Here is a 17,586-nt window from a genome sequence, read left to right as displayed (position 1 = left end):
GCCCCCGCCGCCACGCAGAGCCCATCGCCATGCCCAGCCACGCCACCGAATCGCGCCTGTACGCAGGCGTCTACTCCGATCCCGAGTTCGCGGCGGTCTTCTGCGACCGCAACCAGTTGCAGAAGTGGCTCGACGTGGAGCGCGCGCTGGCGCTGACGCAGGCCGAGATGGGCTTGATCCCGGCGCAGGCGGCGCGCGAAATCGCCCGCGTCGCCGAGGCCGGCCTGTTCGACCTCGACGCGCTCGGCCGCCACAGCCGCGAAACCGGCCACGTGCTGGTGCCGACGATCCGCGCCCTGGCCGCGCTGTGCCGCGACGGCTGGGGCGAGTTCGCCCATTACGGCGCCACCACCCAGGACATCCTCGACACCGGCCTGGTGTTGCAGATCCGCGATGCCTGGGACCTGGCGCTGGCGCGGCTGCGCTCGATCCGCGCGCGCCTGCTCGAGCTGGCGCTGCGGCACAAGCGCACGCCGATGGTCGCGCGCACCCACGGCCAGCAGGCGCTGCCGACCACGTTCGGCTACAAGGTCGCGGTGTGGGTCGACGAGATCGACCGCCACCTGCAACGCTTCGATCAGGCGCAGGCGCGGGTCATGGTCGGCAACCTCACCGGCGCGGTCGGCACCCTGGCCGCGTTCGGCGAGCGCGGCCTGGAACTGCAGCAGCGCGCGCTGGCCCGGCTCGGCCTGGCCGCGCCGCTGACCAGCTGGCACAGCGCGCGCGACCGCATCCTCGACGTCGCCGGCCTGCTGGTGCAGGTGGCGGTGACGATGGGCCGCATCGCCAACGAGGTCTACCACCTGCAGCGCACCGAGATCGACGAAGTCCGCGAAGCCGCGCCGGCCGGCAAGATCGGTTCCAGCACCATGCCGCACAAGCAGAACCCGTCGACCATCGACCTGATCAGCGCGCTGTCGCGGCTGATCCGCGCGCAGATGGTCGCGCTGACCGACGCCGCGTTCCAGCAACACGAGCGCGACGGCACCGCGTGGCGGATCGAATGGGCGGCGCTGCCGGAGATCTTCGTCTACGCCGGCGCGTTGCTGGCGCGCATGGACGAGGCGCTGGCCGCCGGCCTGGATATTCGCGAACGGCGCATGCGCGACAACCTCGACCTGCTCGGCGGCCGGATCCTGTCCGAGCGGGTGATGCTGGCCCTCGGCGAACGGGTCGGCAAGCAGACCGCGCACGACCTCGTGCACGAAGCCTCGATGCACGCGCGCCGCGACGATCTGCCGTTCCGCGACGCGCTGCTCGCCGATGCGCGCATCCGCGGCGAATTCGCGCCCGGCGCGCTGGAGGCGCTGCTCGATCCGGTCACCTACACCGGGCTGGCCGCGCACATGGTCGAACTCGTCGCCGGCGCGGCCGGCGCCGCGCGCGCCGAAGCGATCGTTCCCGCACTCGCGGCCGCCGGCCGCTGAACCCGCAAAGCAAAGCGTTTCCACCCCGCCACTCCCGAACGGAAGGTATGCGATGGAACCCCAAACGCTAGTCCCGATCGTTTCCGCGATCGCGCCGCCCCTGGCCACGTTCGCGGCGCCCGCCGCGTCCGCGCAATGCGCCAGCGGCGCCGAACACGCGCTCGACGATTGCCAGCACGAGCACAGCCACGTGCTCGACTCCAAGACCCACGGCGGCGGCTACGCCTGCGCCGCGACCCGGGCGATCTTCTGCAGCCGCTGCCGCCTGCAGCGCTGGCTCGACGTCGAGGCCGCGCTGGCCCTGGCCCAGGCCGAGGTCGGCATCGTGCCGCGCACCGCGGCCCTGGACATCCAGCGCGCCGCGCGCCTGCCGGCGATGGACCTGCAGCGCATCGCCGACGGCGTCGCCCGCACCGGCCATTCGCTGATGCCGCTGCTGCACGCGCTGCAGGAGCAGTGCAGCCCCGAGGCGCGCGAGTTCGTGCATTACGGCGCCACCACCCAGGACATCCAGGACACCGCGCAATCGCTGGAGATGCGCGACGTGTTCGACGCGATGAAGGGCGAGCTCGACGCGCTGCTGGCGCAGCTGGCGGTGCTGGCCGACCGCCACCGCTGTTCGGTCATGGTCGCGCGCACCCACTCGATTCCGGCGCTGCCGACCACCTTCGGGCTTAAAGTCGCAGGCTGGATCGACGAACTGCTGCGCCACCGCGAACGCCTGCGCCAGGCGCGCCAGCGCGTGCTGGTCGTGCAGCTATTCGGCGGCGTCGGCACGATGGCCGCGTTCGGTCCCAAGGCGATGCCGCTGCTGGACGCGTTCGCGCGCCGGCTCGGCCTGGAAGTGCCGCTGGCCGGCTGGCACGTCGCCCGCGACCGGGTCGCCGAATTCGTCAGCGTGCTGGCGATGACCACCGCCTCGCTGGCGCGCGTCGCCGACGAGATCCGCACCCTCAACCGCTGGGAGATCGGCGAGGTCGAGGTCGGCTGGAGCGCCGGACAGATCGGCAGCAGCACCATGCCGCACAAACGCAATCCGGAAGGCTGCGAGCAGGTGGTGGTGATGGCGCGGCTGGCCAAGGCGCAGGTGATGCTGGCGCTGGACGCGATGATCCTGGAACACGAACGCGATTACCGCGGCACCCGCCTGGAATGGTGCGCGGTCGCCGACGTCTCGCACTACGCGCTGATGGCGATCCGCCTGCTCGGCGAAACCGTCGCCGGCCTGACCGTCAACCACACCAAGATGGAACGCAACGCGCAGGCGTTCAGCGATTCGATCTGCATGGAAGCGTTCGTGTTCGAAATGGCCGGCAAGCTCGGCAAGAGCAGCGCCTACGAAATCATCTTCGAACTCACCCAGGCCTGCCAGCGCGACCGCGTGCCGATCCGCGAGGCGGTGGAATCCGACCCGCGCGTGCTCGCCGCGGTCGGCGAAGGCCGGCTGGCGCGGCTGTTCGAACCGTCCGCGCACCTGGGCATGGCCGAGACCATCGTCGACAGCGTGCTCAGCGAAGCCGGCCGCCGCCGCTACTGAACCCCCAACCACTCAATCAGCATCCCAACGGGAGATACGGCCATGGCCGAAGGCAACGCGATGGACCCCAGCAAGGTCGAGCAGTTCTCGGCCCGGATCATGGAGGATTACGGCAACACCCTGCGCGGCGCGATGCTCTACCTCGGCGACCGGCTCGGCCTGTTCAAGGCGCTGGCGCGCCTGGGCGCGGTGACGTTGGAGGAACTGGCCGACGACACCGGCCTCAACGCGCGCTACCTGCGCGAGTGGCTCGGCAGCATGGCCACCGGCAATTACGTGCAGTACGACGCGGCGACCCGCCGCTACCGCCTGCCGGCCGAATACGCGCCGGTGCTGGCCGACGAGGATTCGCCGTACTTCGCCGGCGGCATCCTCCAGCTCAGCGTGCCGTTCGTGAGCATGGCCCCGCGCATCGCCGAAGCCTTCCGCAACGGCGGCGGCGCGCCGGAGGAGGCGTACCCGCTGGAAACCTGGCAAGGCATGGAGCGCATGACCATGCCCTGGTACAAGCACTTCCTGGTGCAGCGCTGGATTCCCTCGCTCGATGGGGTCAAGGAGAAGCTCGAAGCCGGCGGCACCGCGCTCGACTTCGGCTGCGGCAGCGGCCTGGCCGCGATCACGATGGCCCAGGCCTACCCGAAGGCGCGCGTGGTCGGCGTCGACTTCCACCTGCCCTCGATCGAACGCGCGCGCGCCAACGCGCACGCGGCCGGGGTCGGCGACCGGGTCCGCTTCGAGGTCGCCGACTCCGACGCGGTGGTCGGGCAGAAGTTCGACTTCGTGACCACCTTCGTGGTCATCCACGACGCCGCCGACCCGCAGCAGATGCTGCACGACCTGCGCGCGACCACGGCCGACGACGGCACCTACCTGATGGTCGAGCTGAACCTGTCGGAAGAACTGCACGAGAACATGAACCTGTTCGGCCGGGTGATGTACCCGCAGAGCACGCTGTACTGCATGACCTGCTCGCTGTCCCACCACGGCGCCGGGCTCGGCGCGTTCATGGGCGAGAAGCGCGCCCGCGAGATGGCCACGGCGGCCGGTTTCGGCCGTTTCCGCAAAGTCCCGTCCGACCGGCCGCCGCTGCCGGCGCTGTTCGAACTGCGGCCCTGAGCCGGCGCGGGCGCGCCGCCGGCCCGGCCGGCGCGTCCGCGGACCCGTCCCGACAGGTCCACCCCTCAACAGGCACCCGCGCGGCCCGGCCCGCCACACCGGCCGCGCGGCGTGCCGCCTCGGCGGCGCGAAGACCGCCGCCGCGCCAGGCGCCGACGGCGCCGCCCGCGCCCGCGCAGCCGCGCGGCTGCGTGACCGCAGCCCAACCGTCCCCGGCCCCGCCTTGACCGCGCCCGCCCGCTCCTGCCATCGTGCCGGGATGGATCGCGCCGAACTCATCGCCGAACTGCAAGCCGTGCTGACCCGGGTCGACGAACTCGGCGAGCGCGTGCGCCGGCTCAGCGACGAAAACCGCAGCCTGCGCCAGCAACAGGAGCAGCTGGTCGGCGAACGTTCGGCCCTGCTGGCCAAGAACGAGCAGGCCCGCACCCGCGTCGAAGCCATGATCGCCCGACTCAAGTCCCTGGAACAGCACACCTGAGCCGTTCGCCCCCGCCGTCCCCCGACCTCGCCCATGAGCCTGCCCGCATGAGTACGACGAGCGAAGCCGTCAGCATCCGCCTGCTCGACCGCGAGTACACGGTCGGCTGCGAGCCCAACGAGCGCGAAGACCTGCTCGCCGCCGCGCGCATGCTCGACGGCAAGATGCGCGAGATCCGCGGCGGCAACCGCATGGCCGCGCTCGACCGCGTCGCGGTGCTGGCCGCGCTGAACTTCGCCCACGAACTGCAGCAGCTGCGCGGCGAAAGCGGCGGCCGCGAGCGCGAGCTCGCGCGCACGCTCGACGACCTGCACCGCAAGCTCGACAGCCTGTTCGATGCCGCCGCCTCGCGCTGAGCGCGCCGGCGCCGCGGCGGCGCTCCGCGCAGCGCCCGCACGACACGCCCGAAGCGGGCGCACGCGCTAGAAACCCGCGCGACGCGCATCACGGCGCGCCCTGTTCATGCCGTCTAGCATCAAGCCCATGAACCGCAACGCAGCATCGCCGACGAGCGGATTCGCGCGCCGGCAGGCGCGCGCTATACTCCGCGCACGTCCTCTGCTGTGCGCGACGGCGTGCGCAAACATTCGCCTTGTCCCTTAATGACGACACCGGGGACGCGCCGGAAGCCTGGAGTGCAGGTCCGCCTAGCAGCGGGAAGCCCGAAGGCGTCCAAGCGTTCCCACTTGAACCCCGGGTTCAAGGTCGTTTCGCAAGCATCGCCATTGGCGGAGGACTACTTTTCCCGAAACGGGCGCGACGTCACCCCAGGTGATTTCGCGCCCGTTTCCTTATGTACGCTTGCCCGCCTCACCATGCCGAGCCCCCCGATCGCATGACGGACCATCGCACCACCCTGCGCCGCGAACTGCGCGCGCTGCGCCGCACCCAGCCCGCCGCCGCCCGCATCGGCGGCGCCGAAGCGCTCGCCGCGCAACTGTCGGCGCTGCCGTTCGCGCCGCAGACCGGCTACGTCGCCGGCTACTGGGCCACCGACGGCGAAATCGCCCTGCACGCGTGGCAGCTGCGCCTGCCACCGGGCTGCGTCTACTGCCTGCCGGTGCTGCACGAGGACCAGCGCCTGCGCTTCGCGCCGTGGCGGCCGGGCGACGACCTGGTCGCCAACCGCTTCGGCATCCCGGAGCCGGCGGTGGCCGACAGCTCGTTGCTGCTGCCCGAGGACATGAGCCTGATCGTCCTGCCGCTGGTTGGATTCGACGGCCGCGGCCACAGACTGGGCATGGGCGGGGGCTGGTACGATCGCAGCTTCGCCTTCCGCCAACGCCGACCCGCCCCCCCTTGGCTGGTCGGCGCCGCATTCGAATTGCAGCGCGTCGAGCGCCTCGACGCCGCCGACTGGGATGTCGCGCTGGACGCCGTGTGCACCGAAGCGGGCACTGTGGATTGCCGCTCCGCGCTGTACGCCTGAATCCCCAACCGCGATGCAACTGCCCCTGCATCCGAACCTTGCGAGCCCCCCGCATGACTGCACGACGCCGCTACTGGCTGATGAAGTCCGAACCGGACACTTTTTCCATCGACGATCTCGAACGCGTACGCACCGAACCCTGGAACGGCGTGCGCAACTACCAGGCCCGCAACTACATGCGCGACGGCATGAAGGTCGGCGACGGCGTCCTGTTCTATCACTCCAACACCGCGGTGCCCGGCATCGTCGGCCTGGCGACCATCGCCGCCGAGGCCTATCCGGACCCGACCCAGTTCGACCCCAAATCCGATTACTACGACGCCAAGAGCACGCGCGAGGACCCGCGCTGGCTGCTGGTCGACGTGGCCTTCGAACGCAAGCTCTCGCGCACCATCGCCCTGGACGAGATCAAGGCCCGCGCCGACGAACTCGGCGAGGACTTCGCCCTGACCCGCCGCGGCAACCGCCTCTCGGTGCTGCCGGTGTCGGCGGCGCAGTGGAAGCTGTTGCTGGCGATGGAGTAGAGAAGCCGGGATTCGGGATCGGAGATTCGGGATTCGCAAAGCCCACGCCTCCATCCCGTCCCGACGTTCCGCCTTTTACCAATCCCGAATCCCCAATCCCCAATCTCGAACCCAAAATGAGCGAAGCAAAGCGCCTGGCCGCCGAAAAAGCCATCGACTACATCGAAGACGGCATGATCGTCGGCGTCGGCACCGGCTCCACGGTCGCCTATTTCATCCAGGCCCTGGGCCGCATCAAGGACCGCATCAAGGGCGCGGTGTCGAGCTCCGACCAGAGCACGGCGCTGCTGCGCGAGCTCGGCATCGAGGTGCTCGACCTCAACAGCGCCGGCCAGCTGTCGCTGTACGTCGACGGCGCCGACGAGTGCGATCCGAACAAGTGCCTCATCAAGGGCGGCGGCGCCGCGCTGACCCGCGAGAAGATCATCGCCGAAGCCAGCGCCAAGTTCGTCTGCATCGTCGACCCGTCCAAGCAGGTCAAGGTGCTGGGCAAGTTCCCGCTGCCGGTGGAAGTGATTCCGATGGCGCGCAGCCTGGTCGCGCGCCAGCTCGTCGCGCTGACCGGCGGCCAGCCGGTGTGGCGCCAGGACGCCGCCGGCAACGGCGTGGTCACCGACAACGGCAACGTCATCCTCGATATCCACAATCTGGCCATCGCCGAACCGGTCAAGCTGGAGAACGCGATCAACCAGATTCCCGGCGTGGTCGCGGTCGGCCTGTTCGCGCGGCGCAAGGCCGATGTGGTCATCGTCGGCGGCGAGCCACCGGTGGTGCTGTAAGTTTCCGCCGCGGCCGTCGGCGGCCGCGGATACGATCGCGCCCGGCCTCTCGCGGCCGGGCGGCCGATCGGGTTTCATCGCTCGCGGCCGAATAGCCGCCCGAACCGCAGCTCTCGCGGATGCCGGCCGCGCCTGCGCCGGCGACCGCACACCCCGCTCCGTTCGTCGCTTCCGAACGGACACCCGGTTCCATCCGGCCCCTCGCGGCCGGACAATGCGCGCGCCCGCCGTCTGCGGCCGGCGCGTTCCAGTCGCGGCAACGGACGCTGCGACCACAACCCGGGCGACCCGCCCACATCGACATGAGTACCGACCACAAGCCTTACGGCGCGTTCTTCAATCATCAGCTCTGGGATCTGCCCTCGCTGATCCTCAACGCCCGCCTCGCCGACGCGCTCGAGCGCGGCGTCGCCCGCTACCCGATCCACCGCTCGCTGCGCCTGGCCGCGCGCACCCAGGTCGACGCCATGTTCGACGACCTCGCGACCCAGCTCGGCCTGGCCGCGCACCGCCCGAACGGCCGCAACCTGCTGCTCGACGGCGACGGCGTCTTCGTCGACGCCCACGCCGGCAGCAAGGCCGACTACTGTTCGTTCTACTTCGGCATCTGGGCCGATTCGGTCGAACGCGCCGAAGCGGTGCTGCAAGCCGTGCAGGCGCGCATCGAACCCGTGCGCATCCGCGAGCCGATGTTCTCCATCGACTGGAACTTCCTCAGCGGCAACGGCCAACTGCAAAGCGCCAGCATCGAGGAACTGGCCGACGACGTGCTTCTGGACGAGGCCTATCCCGACATCGGCGACGTCGCCGGCTTCATCGACCGCTACCTGCGCGCCAAGGAAACCGTGCTGGTGCTGCAGGGCCGGCCCGGCACCGGCAAGACCCGGCTGATCCGCGCGATCCTCGGCGAGATTTCGCGCCGCAACGAAGGCAGCGCGCAGGCGCTGTACACCGGCGACAAGAAAGCGCTGGAATGCGACGAGATCTACGTCAAGTTCATCACCGGCGACGACCACGCCTTCGTCGTCGAGGACGCCGACCACCTGCTGCGTCCGCGCGCCGAAGGCAACGAGCACCTGCACCGCTTCCTCGCCATCGCCGACGGCGTGGTGCGCGCGCAGGGGCGCAAGATCGTCTTCTCGACCAACCTGCCGAACGTCGGCGACCTCGACGACGCGCTGGTGCGGCCGGGCCGCTGCTTCGCCCACGTCGACGCGCGCGAACTGCGGCTCGACGAAGCCGCGGTGCTGATCCGCCGGCTGGCCGGCGAACGCGGTCTCGACGCCGATGCCGCCATCGCCGCGGTCGCCGGCAGCGGCAACCGCAGCCACTCGCTCGCGGCGATCTATCAAGCCGTCGACCGTTTGAAGTAACCGTGCAGCTCCGATCCCCCCTGTAGGAGCGGCGCAAGCCGCGACCGCGAAACCACAGCGACGACGCAAGCGGGTTTCGTGGTCGCGACTCGCGTCGCTCCTACAGTCGCTACGCCGAACTTACTTCGTAACCAACTGAATTTAAAAACAATCTCACCACCTGCGACGGCCAGCCAGGAACATGAGCCGCCGCATCGCTGCGCCTTGCCCCGCACAGCGCGATACTGACGCCCCAAGCATGGCTCCCGCCGCCGTGACCCTGCGCTGCCTGTTCGTCGACTTCAATTCCTACTTCGCCTCGGTCGAACAATTCGACCGCAAGGAGTTGCGCGGGCGCCCGGTCGGCGTGCTGCCGGTGATGGCGGCCACCACCTGCTGCATCGCGGCCAGCCGCGAAGCCAAGGTCCACGGGGTCAAGACCGGCACGCCGGTGCGCGAAGCGCTCGAACGTTGCCCGGACATCGCCTTGGTCGAAGCGCGGCCGGCGCGCTACGTCGAGCTGCACCACCGCCTGATCGCTGCGATCAACGACTGCATCCCCATCGACGGCAAGCCCTTGTCGATCGACGAAGTCGCCTGCCGCCTGATCGGCCGCGAACGCGAGCGCGACAACGCCGTGGCGATCGCGCGCAGGATCAAGCAGACCCTGATCGACCGCGAGCTGGATCCGATCCGCTGCTCGGTCGGCATCGCCCCCAACACCTTCCTGGCCAAGACCGCCTCCGACCTCGACAAGGTCGACGGCCTGACCGTGGTCGAACTGGCCGACCTGCCGCACGCGCTGCACGGCCTGCAGTTGCAGGACCTGTGCGGGATCGGCCCATCGATGCTGCAACGCCTCAACGACGCCGGCATCGACACGGTCGAGCAGCTGACCGGCGCGCCGCGCGAGCGGCTCAAGGCGATCTGGGGCGGCATCGAAGGCGAGCGCTTCTGGGCGCAGTTGCGCGGCATCGAACCGCCGACGCGGCAACGCGCCGCGGTCGCCTCGGTCGGGCACTCGCACGTGCTCGATCCGCAGATGCGCAATGCCGAGGGCATGCGCTCGGTGCTGTTCAAACTGTTGGCGAAAGCGGCGATGCGCCTGCGCCAGGAGCGTTGCAAGGCGCGCGGCCTGAGCCTGCACGTGCGCTTCGTCGGCCGCGATCAACGCTTCAGCCGCGACCTCTCGTTCGCGCCGCTGGACGACTCGCCGACCTTGCTCAAGCTCATGGCCGACGCGCTGGAACCGCTGCTGCGCGCCGCCGCCAGCGGCCGCTGGCGGATCGAACGTTACCCGCCGTTGTCGGTCGCGGTGTCGTTGATCGATCTTCTGCCGAGCGCCGGCGACAGCGTCGCCCTGTTTCCCGAGCGCGAACGCAATCAGGCGCTGACCCGCGTGCTGGATCAGGTGAACCAGCGCTACGGCAACAACCGCCTGTATTTCGGCGCGATGCAGGACGCGCTGGCGCAAGGCGCCGCGCCGATGCGCATTCCGTTCCAGCACATTCCCGACGAAGCCAGCGAAGCCGATCTCGGCGCCGTCGCCCTGGTCGCCGACCCGAGCATGGACGAGCTGTGGCTGCAGCGCGAACGCCAGTTCAAGGCGATGGCCGAAAGCGCGCACCGCCAGGAACGCGAGCGCGCCGCGGCCAAACCCAAACCCAAACCCAAACCGGCCGCAGCGGGCTCCGCGCACCAACCCTCCGGCGTCGGCGGCTGGGCGCGCAAACGCTCAGGCACGCCCGACGACGGCCGCGGCACCACCGGTTCGCTGTTCTGACCGTTTCCCCCTGTAGGAGCGGCGCAAGCCGCGACCGCGAACCGACACCCACGCCGAAAGCCTCGCGCAGGCGAAACACCTGCATGCGCAGAGCGACGGCGTAGTTGCGTTGTCGCGGTCGCGGCTCGCGCCGCTCCTACAAAGAGCCCTCCTCCGAAACGGAGAAGGTGCGGAAAAGCCCCTCTCCCGCACCGCGGGAGAGGGGTTGGGGTGAGGGCCGCTTTACGCCTCGACCGCGACGAACCCACCGGTCTGCCGCTTCCAAAGCCGCGCATACAAGCCATCGCGCGCGATCAGTTCCTCATGCGTCCCGGTCTCGATGATGTGTCCCTTGTCCATCACCACCAACCGGTCCATCCGCGCGATGGTCGAAAGCCGGTGCGCGATCGCGATCACCGTCTTGCCGGCCATCAAGGTCTCCAGGCTTTCCTGGATCGCCGCCTCGGCTTCCGAATCCAGCGCCGAGGTCGCCTCGTCGAGGATCAGGATCGGCGCGTTCTTCAACAGCACCCGCGCGATCGCCACGCGCTGGCGTTGACCGCCGGACAGCTTCACTCCGCGTTCGCCGACCAGGGCGTCGTAACCCACGCGCCCTTCGCCATCGACCAACTGGGTCACGAACTCGTCCGCCCGCGCCTTGCGCACCGCCTCGAACATCTCCTCCTCGCTCGCGTGCGGACGCCCGTACAGCAGGTTGTCGCGGATCGAACGGTGCAACAGCGAAGTGTCCTGGGTGACCACGCCGATCTGCGAACGCAGGCTTTCCTGGGTCACCAGCGCGATGTCCTGGCCGTCGACCATGATGCGGCCGCCTTCCAGGTCGTACAGACGCAACAGGATGTTCATCAGCGTCGACTTGCCCGCGCCCGACGGCCCGACCAGGCCGATCTTCTCGCCCGGCTTGACCGTGAGGTCGAGGTCGGCGATCAGCCCGGCGTCCTTGCCGTAGTGGAAGTGCACGTTCTCGAAGCGCACTTCGCCCTGCGTCACCGCGAGCGGTTGGGCGTCTTCGCGGTCGACCACGGTCAGCGGCCGCGAGATCGTCTCGATGCCGTCCTGCACCGTGCCGATGTCCTCGAAGATGCCGTTGACCGTCCACATGATCCAACCCGACATGTTGTGGATGCGGATCACCAGGCCGGTCGCCAACGCGATCGCGCCGACGGTGATCGAGCCCTTGTGCCACAGCCACAGCGCCAGCCCGGTGGTGCCGACGATCAGCAGGCCGTTGAGCAAGGTGATGCTGACGCCCATCAGCGTGGTCATGCGGGTCATCTCGCGCGAACGCTGGGTCTGCTCGACCATCGCCTCGGCCACGTAGTCCTCTTCGCGCCGCGAATGCGCGAACAGCTTGAGCGTGGCGATGTTGGTGTAGCCGTCGACGATGCGCCCCATCAGCTTGGACCGCGCATCCGAGGCGCGCCACGAACGCAGCTTCACCCGCGGCACGAAGTAGCGCATCAGGCCGATGAACAACACGATCCACACCAGCAGCGGCGCCACCAGCCAGACATCGGCCTGGGCGAACAGATAGACCGCCGAGGCCGAGTACACGATCACGTACCAGATCGCGTCGAACGCCTGGGTGGTGGATTCGCGCAGCGACGGACCGGTCTGCATGATCCGGTTGGCGACGCGGCCGGCGAAGTCGTTCTGGAAGAAGCCCAGGCTCTGCCGCAGCATGTAGCGGTGGGTTTGCCAGCGCACCAGGTTGGTCATGCTCGGGTGCACGGTCTGGTTCAGCAGCAGATCGTGCAGGCCCAGGCATACCGGCCGCGCGACCAGCATCACCACCGCCATCCACAGCAGCTGTTCGCCGTGACTGGCGAACAATTCCGACGCGGGCGTGGTGTTGACCAGGTCGACCACCTTGCCGAGGTAGTCGAACATGAGCACTTCGACGATGGCGACGAAGAAGCCGACCACGGTCAGGATCACGAAGATAGGCCAGGCCTGGCGTATGAAATGCCAGTAGAACCGCGCGACCGAACGCGGCGGCATCTGCGCCGGCGCCGGCCGGAACGGATCGATCAGCGATTCGAACCAACGAAAAATCATCATGGCTTGTTGCCTTGTTTGAACTGGAACGGCTCCCGCTGCGGCGTCGGTCCGACGGCGCGCCGGAACCGGCGCGGACGGACGAAGCACGCGAGCGACTGGGCGCCGAAGGCGCCGATCGGGCAGAGCGGGAGTGAGGCGGCGGACGCGCGCGAGCGATCCAGGGCCACCGCAGCGGCCTGGAACGAACAGCGGTCAGCCAAACGCGGCCCGGAACAGGTCCGGAGCCGAACGCACCGACTTAACGGTGACGGACCTTGCCGGTGGTTGTGAACTTCATCTTGCGCCTCTCCTTTCGACGGAACCGGTCCCGGGGCGACGTGGCGCGGCGGGATTCGGCGGCGCGGCCATGCCCCGTCGGGGGCGCCATGGCCGGCGAGCTGCGCTCGGCGCGATGCCGGATGCGTGCAGCTTGGCGAGTGTAACCGTATGAAGGTCGTTGCTCACTACACGCGTGCTGAATCGGCGCGTTTCTTTTTGTACTGGCCATGGCCGGCGCCGCCGATGCGATCGCTCGCGTCGGCAGGTTCGCGGCGATCCGGCCTTGGCCGGTCGCGGTCGGCCCAGAACGGCGCGTTCGACGACAGGTTCGAACGCGTCGCTGCGACTCCGATCCGGGTTCGGGGCAAGCCGAAGTTCGTCGATGCGTTTGCACCCGGACACTGATCGACCACGGCAGAACTCTCGCGAATCCGGCCGGGCTCGGTTCCGATCGCTCAGCGGCTTCCGCCCGATTCGAACCAGGTCACGCCGTCGCAGAAGAACTCGATCGTGCGGAACGCCGGTACCGACACGTTGGCGGCGCCGCCCTTGAGCTGCAACGCGCCGTTGCCGACGAAGCTGATTCCGTTCATGCCGGCCTGGATGACGACGCGACGGCCCGGATTGCGCGGCGAGATGTCCTGGATCGGCGTCCCGCCGGTCACCTGATAGAACGGCGCGCCGTAGTTCAACGGCAACGACGCGGCCGCGCCGAGGTAGGCGGCCGCGTCGCTGCGGATCGCTTCCACCACCGGCCCCTCGCGGTAGTCGGCGCCATCGATGTAAGGCACCGACGGCGAATCCCGCAGGGTCAGCCCTTCGATCACGCAACGCGCCGGCCCGACTCCGTTCTGCTTGGCGATGGCGATGGCCGCGCCGGTGAACTGGCGGATGCGGCAGCCGCTGATCAGCGTGTCGCTCGCGCTCGCCGCGAGCGCGATTCCGTTGACGGTGGCGCTCAGATCGCCGCTGATTTCGCAGTTTTTGATCGAATTGGCCGGCCCGGCCACGATCAGGCCGCAGAAATCGGCCTTGAGTCCGTTGATCTCGCAGGAACTCGCGCCTGCGCCGAGTTCGACCGCGGCGCCGTTGCCGACGATGCCGCCGATCCAACCGCCGACGATCTGCACGCTCTGGCCCTTGTTGACCACGATCCCGCGGCTGCCGGTTTCGCCGCCTTCGATATTGACGTTGACGATGAAGAAGTTGGTGCCGTCCTCGGTCACCGGATCGGAATCGATATAGAACGCCGGCTTTTGCCCCGCCTGCAGCAGGATCGCATCGTTGACGAACATGCCGCCGGTATGCGGCCCGAAATAGATCTGGTGACCGCCGCAGGAATACACGCGCAGCGATTCCATGCGCACGTCGACGGTTCGGTAGGGATTGGGGTTGCTCGAATGCGGCGAACCCTGGGTATGGATGCCGTCGTCGCGGAAAAAGCGCAAGCGGCAATGCCGGATGAAACCGTCGGATGCACGGTGCAAGGTCAGCCCGCGGAACGAACGCGACTGGTTGCCGTAGCGGCCGTAGAAATCGCAGTTGCGGATGTCGAAGAACGAGGCGAAGTTGAAGAAGATGCACGAGCCGGTCGTGGAGACGCCGGCGTTCGCGCCGGGTACGAAGGTGAACCCGTCGATCACGACATTGAGGCTCGCCATCATGCCCGCCTCGGTGCCGTCGCCGATTACGACGTGGTCGCGATCGGCCACGTCCATCAACAACTGCGTGCCGCCTTGCGCGGCGCAGAGTTCGACCGGATGCAGGATCCGCAGCGCGGCGGTGAGGCGGTAGTTGCGCCGGGTCGCCCAGATCTGCCGGCGCGGGTTGTCGTTGATCGCGGCCTGGATCGCCGCGGTGTCGTCGGCCGTGCCGTCGCCGACGGCGCCGTAATCTTCGAACGTCACGTAATCGTCGGCCGGCACTGGGCTCGCGGCTCTGCCCACTGAAGGCACCGCGGCCGCAGCGGCCGCGGCGGTGAAGGCCAGAGGGGCTCCGATGAACTGGCGTCTTTGCATGGGGATGTCCTTATGAACGGAATGGTCGATCGCGCCGCATCTTGCACGGTCGATTGTTGCAGCCGCGATTCTCCGGGACTGAGTCTTGGCCGAGGCCTGCCGGCCTTGCGCGCCGGACCGTATTTAATCGATATCCGATAGCGGCAAGCGGCTGGGCCGGCGATATTCAATCGATGATTCGACGGGCGGAGCGGCGCCGATTTTCTGCGGGTTGCGATGTGGCCGCATGGCCTGCGCCGGACCAGGTCGCGCTATCGGCGCTGGTTATCTGCGCAGCAAAGAACGTCGGCGCGACTTAGTTTATCGGCGATGGCCGCAGGTAACTGGTCGTTCTGGTTGCTTTTATTCGACGCAAAGAAGAAGGCCGGATCCTTTTGGGATCCGGCCTTCTGGGGTAAAGCCCCTGGCGATGACCTACTCTTGCATGGCTTAAGCCACACTACCATCGGCGCATGTGCGTTTCACTTCCGAGTTCGGGATGGGATCGGGTGGTTCCACACAGCTATTATCACCAGGGAGAGGGTGGAGGGTCGCAGGTCTCGATGGATCGAGTTGCGCTCACGCTCACGTTGGTTTGCTTTCAACGGAATGGATCCCGTTGTCGGCGAATAGAGTGGAATGTAGCGAGTCAGTGTTTGGTTTGGAACGTCAGGTGACGTGTCACATAGAGACCAAGGCAACTTGAGGTTATATGGTCAAGCCACACGGATCATTAGTACAGGTTAGCTCAATGCGTTGCCGCACTTACACACCCTGCCTATCAACCACCTAGTCTTGATGGTTCCTTTAGGGGAGTCGAGCTCCCGGGAGATCTCATCTTGAGGCGCGCTTCCCGCTTAGATGCTTTCAGCGGTTATCGCTTCCGAACATAGCTACCCGGCAGTGCCACTGGCGTGACAACCGGAACACCAGAGGTTCGTCCACTCCGGTCCTCTCGTACTAGGAGCAGCCCCTCTCAAATCTCCAACGCCCACGACAGATAGGGACCGAACTGTCTCACGACGTTCTGAACCCAGCTCGCGTACCACTTTAAATGGCGAACAGCCATACCCTTGGGACCGACTACAGCCCCAGGATGTGATGAGCCGACATCGAGGTGCCAAACACCGCCGTCGATATGAACTCTTGGGCGGTATCAGCCTGTTATCCCCGGAGTACCTTTTATCCGTTGAGCGATGGCCCTTCCATACAGAACCACCGGATCACTAAGACCTACTTTCGTACCTGCTTGATCCGTCGATCTTGCAGTCAAGCACGCTTATGCCTTTGCACACAGTGCGCGATGTCCGACCGCGCTGAGCGTACCTTCGTGCTCCTCCGTTACACTTTGGGAGGAGACCGCCCCAGTCAAACTACCCACCATACATGGTCCCCGACCCGGATAACGGGCCCAGGTTAGAACGTCAAGCACGACAGGGTGGTATTTCAAGGATGGCTCCACCACAGCTAGCGCCATGGTTTCATAGCCTCCCACCTATCCTACACAGACGAACTCAACGTTCAATGTAAAGCTATAGTAAAGGTTCACGGGGTCTTTCCGTCTTGCCGCGGGAACGCTGCATCTTCACAGCGATTTCAATTTCACTGAGTCTCGGGTGGAGACAGCGCCGCTGTCGTTACGCCATTCGTGCAGGTCGGAACTTACCCGACAAGGAATTTCGCTACCTTAGGACCGTTATAGTTACGGCCGCCGTTTACTGGGGCTTCGATCAAGAGCTTCGCCTTGCGGCTGACCCCATCAATTAACCTTCCAGCACCGGGCAGGCGTCACACCCTATACGTCCACTTTCGTGTTTGCAGAGTGCTGTGTTTTTGATAAACAGTCGCAGCGGCCTGGTCACTGCGGCCCCCCTCAGCTATTAACCGTGGAGGGCGCACCTTCTCCCGAAGTTACGGTGCTATTTTGCCTAGTTCCTTCACCCGAGTTCTCTCAAGCGCCTTAGAATTCTCATCCTGCCCACCTGTGTCGGTTTACGGTACGGTCTGCGTAAGCTGAAGCTTAGGAGCTTTTCCTGGAAGCGTGATATCAGCAGCCTAGCCCTAATGGGCCGGTCCTTAGTCTCAACGTTGCCCCCCCGGATTTGCCTAAGGGGACCGCCTCAACTCTCTCACCAGGACAACCAACGCCTGGCCTGCCTAACCTTCTCCGTCCCTCCATCGCACTTACGCGAGGTGCAGGAATATTAACCTGCTTCCCATCGACTACGCATTTCTGCCTCGCCTTAGGGGCCGACTCACCCTGCGTCGATTAACGTTGCGCAAGGAAACCTTGGGCTTTCGGCGTGCGGGCTTTTCACCCGCATTATCGTTACTCATGTCAGCATTCGCACTTCCGATACCTCCAGCAGACTTCTCAATCCACCTTCATCGGCTTACGGAACGCTCCTCTACCGCGCATACAGAAGTATGCACCCCAAGCTTCGGTTTATCGCTTAGCCCCGTTAAATCTTCCGCGCAGACCGACTCGACCAGTGAGCTATTACGCTTTCTTTAAAGGGTGGCTGCTTCTAAGCCAACCTCCTGGCTGTCTGTGCCTTTCCACATCGTTCACCACTTAGCGATAAATTTGGGACCTTAGCTGTGGGTCTGGGTTGTTTCCCTTTTCACGACGGACGTTAGCACCCGCCGTGTGTCTCCCGGATAGTACGTACTGGTATTCGGAGTTTGCCATGGTTTGGTAAGTCGCAATGACCCCCTAGCCATAACAGTGCTCTACCCCCAGCAGTATTCGTCCGAGGCGCTACCTAAATAGCTTTCGAGGAGAACCAGCTATCTCCGGGTTCGATTAGCTTTTCACTCCTAATCACACCTCATCCCCTAC

At 66.8% G+C, this 17,586-nt stretch carries 12 protein-coding genes, 2 rRNA genes and 1 other RNA gene (1 of these 15 only partly in view); 11 read left to right on the top strand and 4 right to left on the bottom strand.

Annotation, left to right across the window (positions count from 1 at the left end; translation table 11 throughout):
- Positions 1-29 precede the first annotated feature (29 nt).
- The 11 genes from purB (at position 30) to JHW38_RS21045 (ending at position 10,428) form a co-directional block, all read left to right on the top strand.
- Positions 30-1,427: an adenylosuccinate lyase gene (purB, locus tag JHW38_RS21095; protein WP_207523257.1), complete on the top strand. Its 1,398-nt coding sequence runs from the start codon at positions 30-32 to the stop codon at positions 1,425-1,427.
- Positions 1,428-1,479: 52 nt separating this feature from the next.
- On the top strand, positions 1,480-2,964 hold the full coding sequence (locus JHW38_RS21090) for a class-II fumarase/aspartase family protein (protein WP_207523256.1): 1,485 nt from the start codon (positions 1,480-1,482) through the stop codon (positions 2,962-2,964).
- A gap of 42 nt (positions 2,965-3,006) precedes the next feature.
- Entirely contained in the window at positions 3,007-4,080 is a 1,074-nt protein-coding gene (locus tag JHW38_RS21085; RefSeq protein ID WP_207523255.1) for a class I SAM-dependent methyltransferase, read from the top strand.
- A 259-nt stretch (positions 4,081-4,339) separates the two neighbouring features.
- On the top strand, positions 4,340-4,561 hold the full coding sequence (locus tag JHW38_RS21080; protein WP_207523254.1) for a TIGR02449 family protein: 222 nt from the start codon (positions 4,340-4,342) through the stop codon (positions 4,559-4,561).
- A 47-nt stretch (positions 4,562-4,608) separates the two neighbouring features.
- Positions 4,609-4,917 (top strand): cell division protein ZapA, encoded by a 309-nt coding sequence (locus JHW38_RS21075; RefSeq protein ID WP_206411498.1) that lies wholly within the window; start codon positions 4,609-4,611, stop codon positions 4,915-4,917.
- A gap of 196 nt (positions 4,918-5,113) precedes the next feature.
- Positions 5,114-5,300: non-coding RNA, 6S RNA (gene ssrS, locus JHW38_RS21070), on the top strand.
- Positions 5,301-5,396: 96 nt separating this feature from the next.
- Positions 5,397-5,990, top strand: coding sequence for a 5-formyltetrahydrofolate cyclo-ligase (locus JHW38_RS21065; RefSeq protein WP_207523253.1), 594 nt, complete (start codon positions 5,397-5,399; stop codon positions 5,988-5,990).
- Between the two features lie 53 nt (positions 5,991-6,043).
- A complete protein-coding gene (locus tag JHW38_RS21060) occupies positions 6,044-6,514 on the top strand; it encodes an EVE domain-containing protein (protein WP_207523252.1) in 471 nt (156 codons plus the stop codon).
- Positions 6,515-6,630: 116 nt separating this feature from the next.
- Positions 6,631-7,293, top strand: a complete 663-nt coding sequence (gene rpiA, locus JHW38_RS21055) for a ribose-5-phosphate isomerase RpiA (protein ID WP_207523251.1) — start codon at positions 6,631-6,633, stop codon at positions 7,291-7,293.
- A 302-nt stretch (positions 7,294-7,595) separates the two neighbouring features.
- A complete protein-coding gene (locus JHW38_RS21050; RefSeq protein WP_207523250.1) occupies positions 7,596-8,666 on the top strand; it encodes an ATP-binding protein in 1,071 nt (356 codons plus the stop codon).
- 238 nt (positions 8,667-8,904) lie between these two features.
- A complete protein-coding gene (locus JHW38_RS21045; protein WP_207523249.1) occupies positions 8,905-10,428 on the top strand; it encodes a DNA polymerase Y family protein in 1,524 nt (507 codons plus the stop codon).
- A gap of 222 nt (positions 10,429-10,650) precedes the next feature.
- Here JHW38_RS21045 and JHW38_RS21040 read toward each other — a convergent pair whose 3' ends face one another.
- The 4 genes from JHW38_RS21040 to JHW38_RS21025 all read right to left on the bottom strand — a co-directional run.
- Positions 10,651-12,483, bottom strand: coding sequence for an ABC transporter ATP-binding protein (locus JHW38_RS21040; protein ID WP_207526453.1), 1,833 nt, complete (start codon positions 12,481-12,483; stop codon positions 10,651-10,653).
- 719 nt (positions 12,484-13,202) lie between these two features.
- Positions 13,203-14,765, bottom strand: coding sequence for a glycosyl hydrolase family 28-related protein (locus tag JHW38_RS21035; protein ID WP_207523248.1), 1,563 nt, complete (start codon positions 14,763-14,765; stop codon positions 13,203-13,205).
- 401 nt (positions 14,766-15,166) lie between these two features.
- Positions 15,167-15,281 (bottom strand): 5S ribosomal RNA (rrf, locus tag JHW38_RS21030).
- 175 nt (positions 15,282-15,456) lie between these two features.
- Positions 15,457-17,586: ribosomal RNA gene (locus JHW38_RS21025) — 23S ribosomal RNA — on the bottom strand; it runs 735 nt beyond the window's last position.

It is taken from the genome of Lysobacter enzymogenes (genome assembly GCF_017355525.1).
Taxonomy (GTDB): Bacteria; Pseudomonadota; Gammaproteobacteria; order Xanthomonadales; family Xanthomonadaceae; genus Lysobacter; species Lysobacter enzymogenes_C.
This window is presented reverse-complemented; position numbering and strand designations above follow the sequence as displayed.

Bases quoted from the DNA above. Each gene is read 5' to 3' on its own strand.
- JHW38_RS21090 (WP_207523256.1), top strand. From the start codon at position 1,480: ATGGAACCCCAAACGCTAGTCCCGATCGTTTCCGCGATCGCGCCGCCC.
- JHW38_RS21035 (WP_207523248.1), bottom strand. From the start codon at position 14,765: ATGCAAAGACGCCAGTTCATCGGAGCCCCTCTGGCCTTCACCGCCGCG.
- JHW38_RS21065 (WP_207523253.1), top strand. From the start codon at position 5,397: ATGACGGACCATCGCACCACCCTGCGCCGCGAACTGCGCGCGCTGCGC.
- purB (WP_207523257.1), top strand. From the start codon at position 30: ATGCCCAGCCACGCCACCGAATCGCGCCTGTACGCAGGCGTCTACTCC.
- JHW38_RS21060 (WP_207523252.1), top strand. From the start codon at position 6,044: ATGACTGCACGACGCCGCTACTGGCTGATGAAGTCCGAACCGGACACT.
- rpiA (WP_207523251.1), top strand. From the start codon at position 6,631: ATGAGCGAAGCAAAGCGCCTGGCCGCCGAAAAAGCCATCGACTACATC.
- JHW38_RS21045 (WP_207523249.1), top strand. From the start codon at position 8,905: ATGGCTCCCGCCGCCGTGACCCTGCGCTGCCTGTTCGTCGACTTCAAT.
- JHW38_RS21080 (WP_207523254.1), top strand. From the start codon at position 4,340: ATGGATCGCGCCGAACTCATCGCCGAACTGCAAGCCGTGCTGACCCGG.
- JHW38_RS21075 (WP_206411498.1), top strand. From the start codon at position 4,609: ATGAGTACGACGAGCGAAGCCGTCAGCATCCGCCTGCTCGACCGCGAG.
- JHW38_RS21085 (WP_207523255.1), top strand. From the start codon at position 3,007: ATGGCCGAAGGCAACGCGATGGACCCCAGCAAGGTCGAGCAGTTCTCG.
- JHW38_RS21050 (WP_207523250.1), top strand. From the start codon at position 7,596: ATGAGTACCGACCACAAGCCTTACGGCGCGTTCTTCAATCATCAGCTC.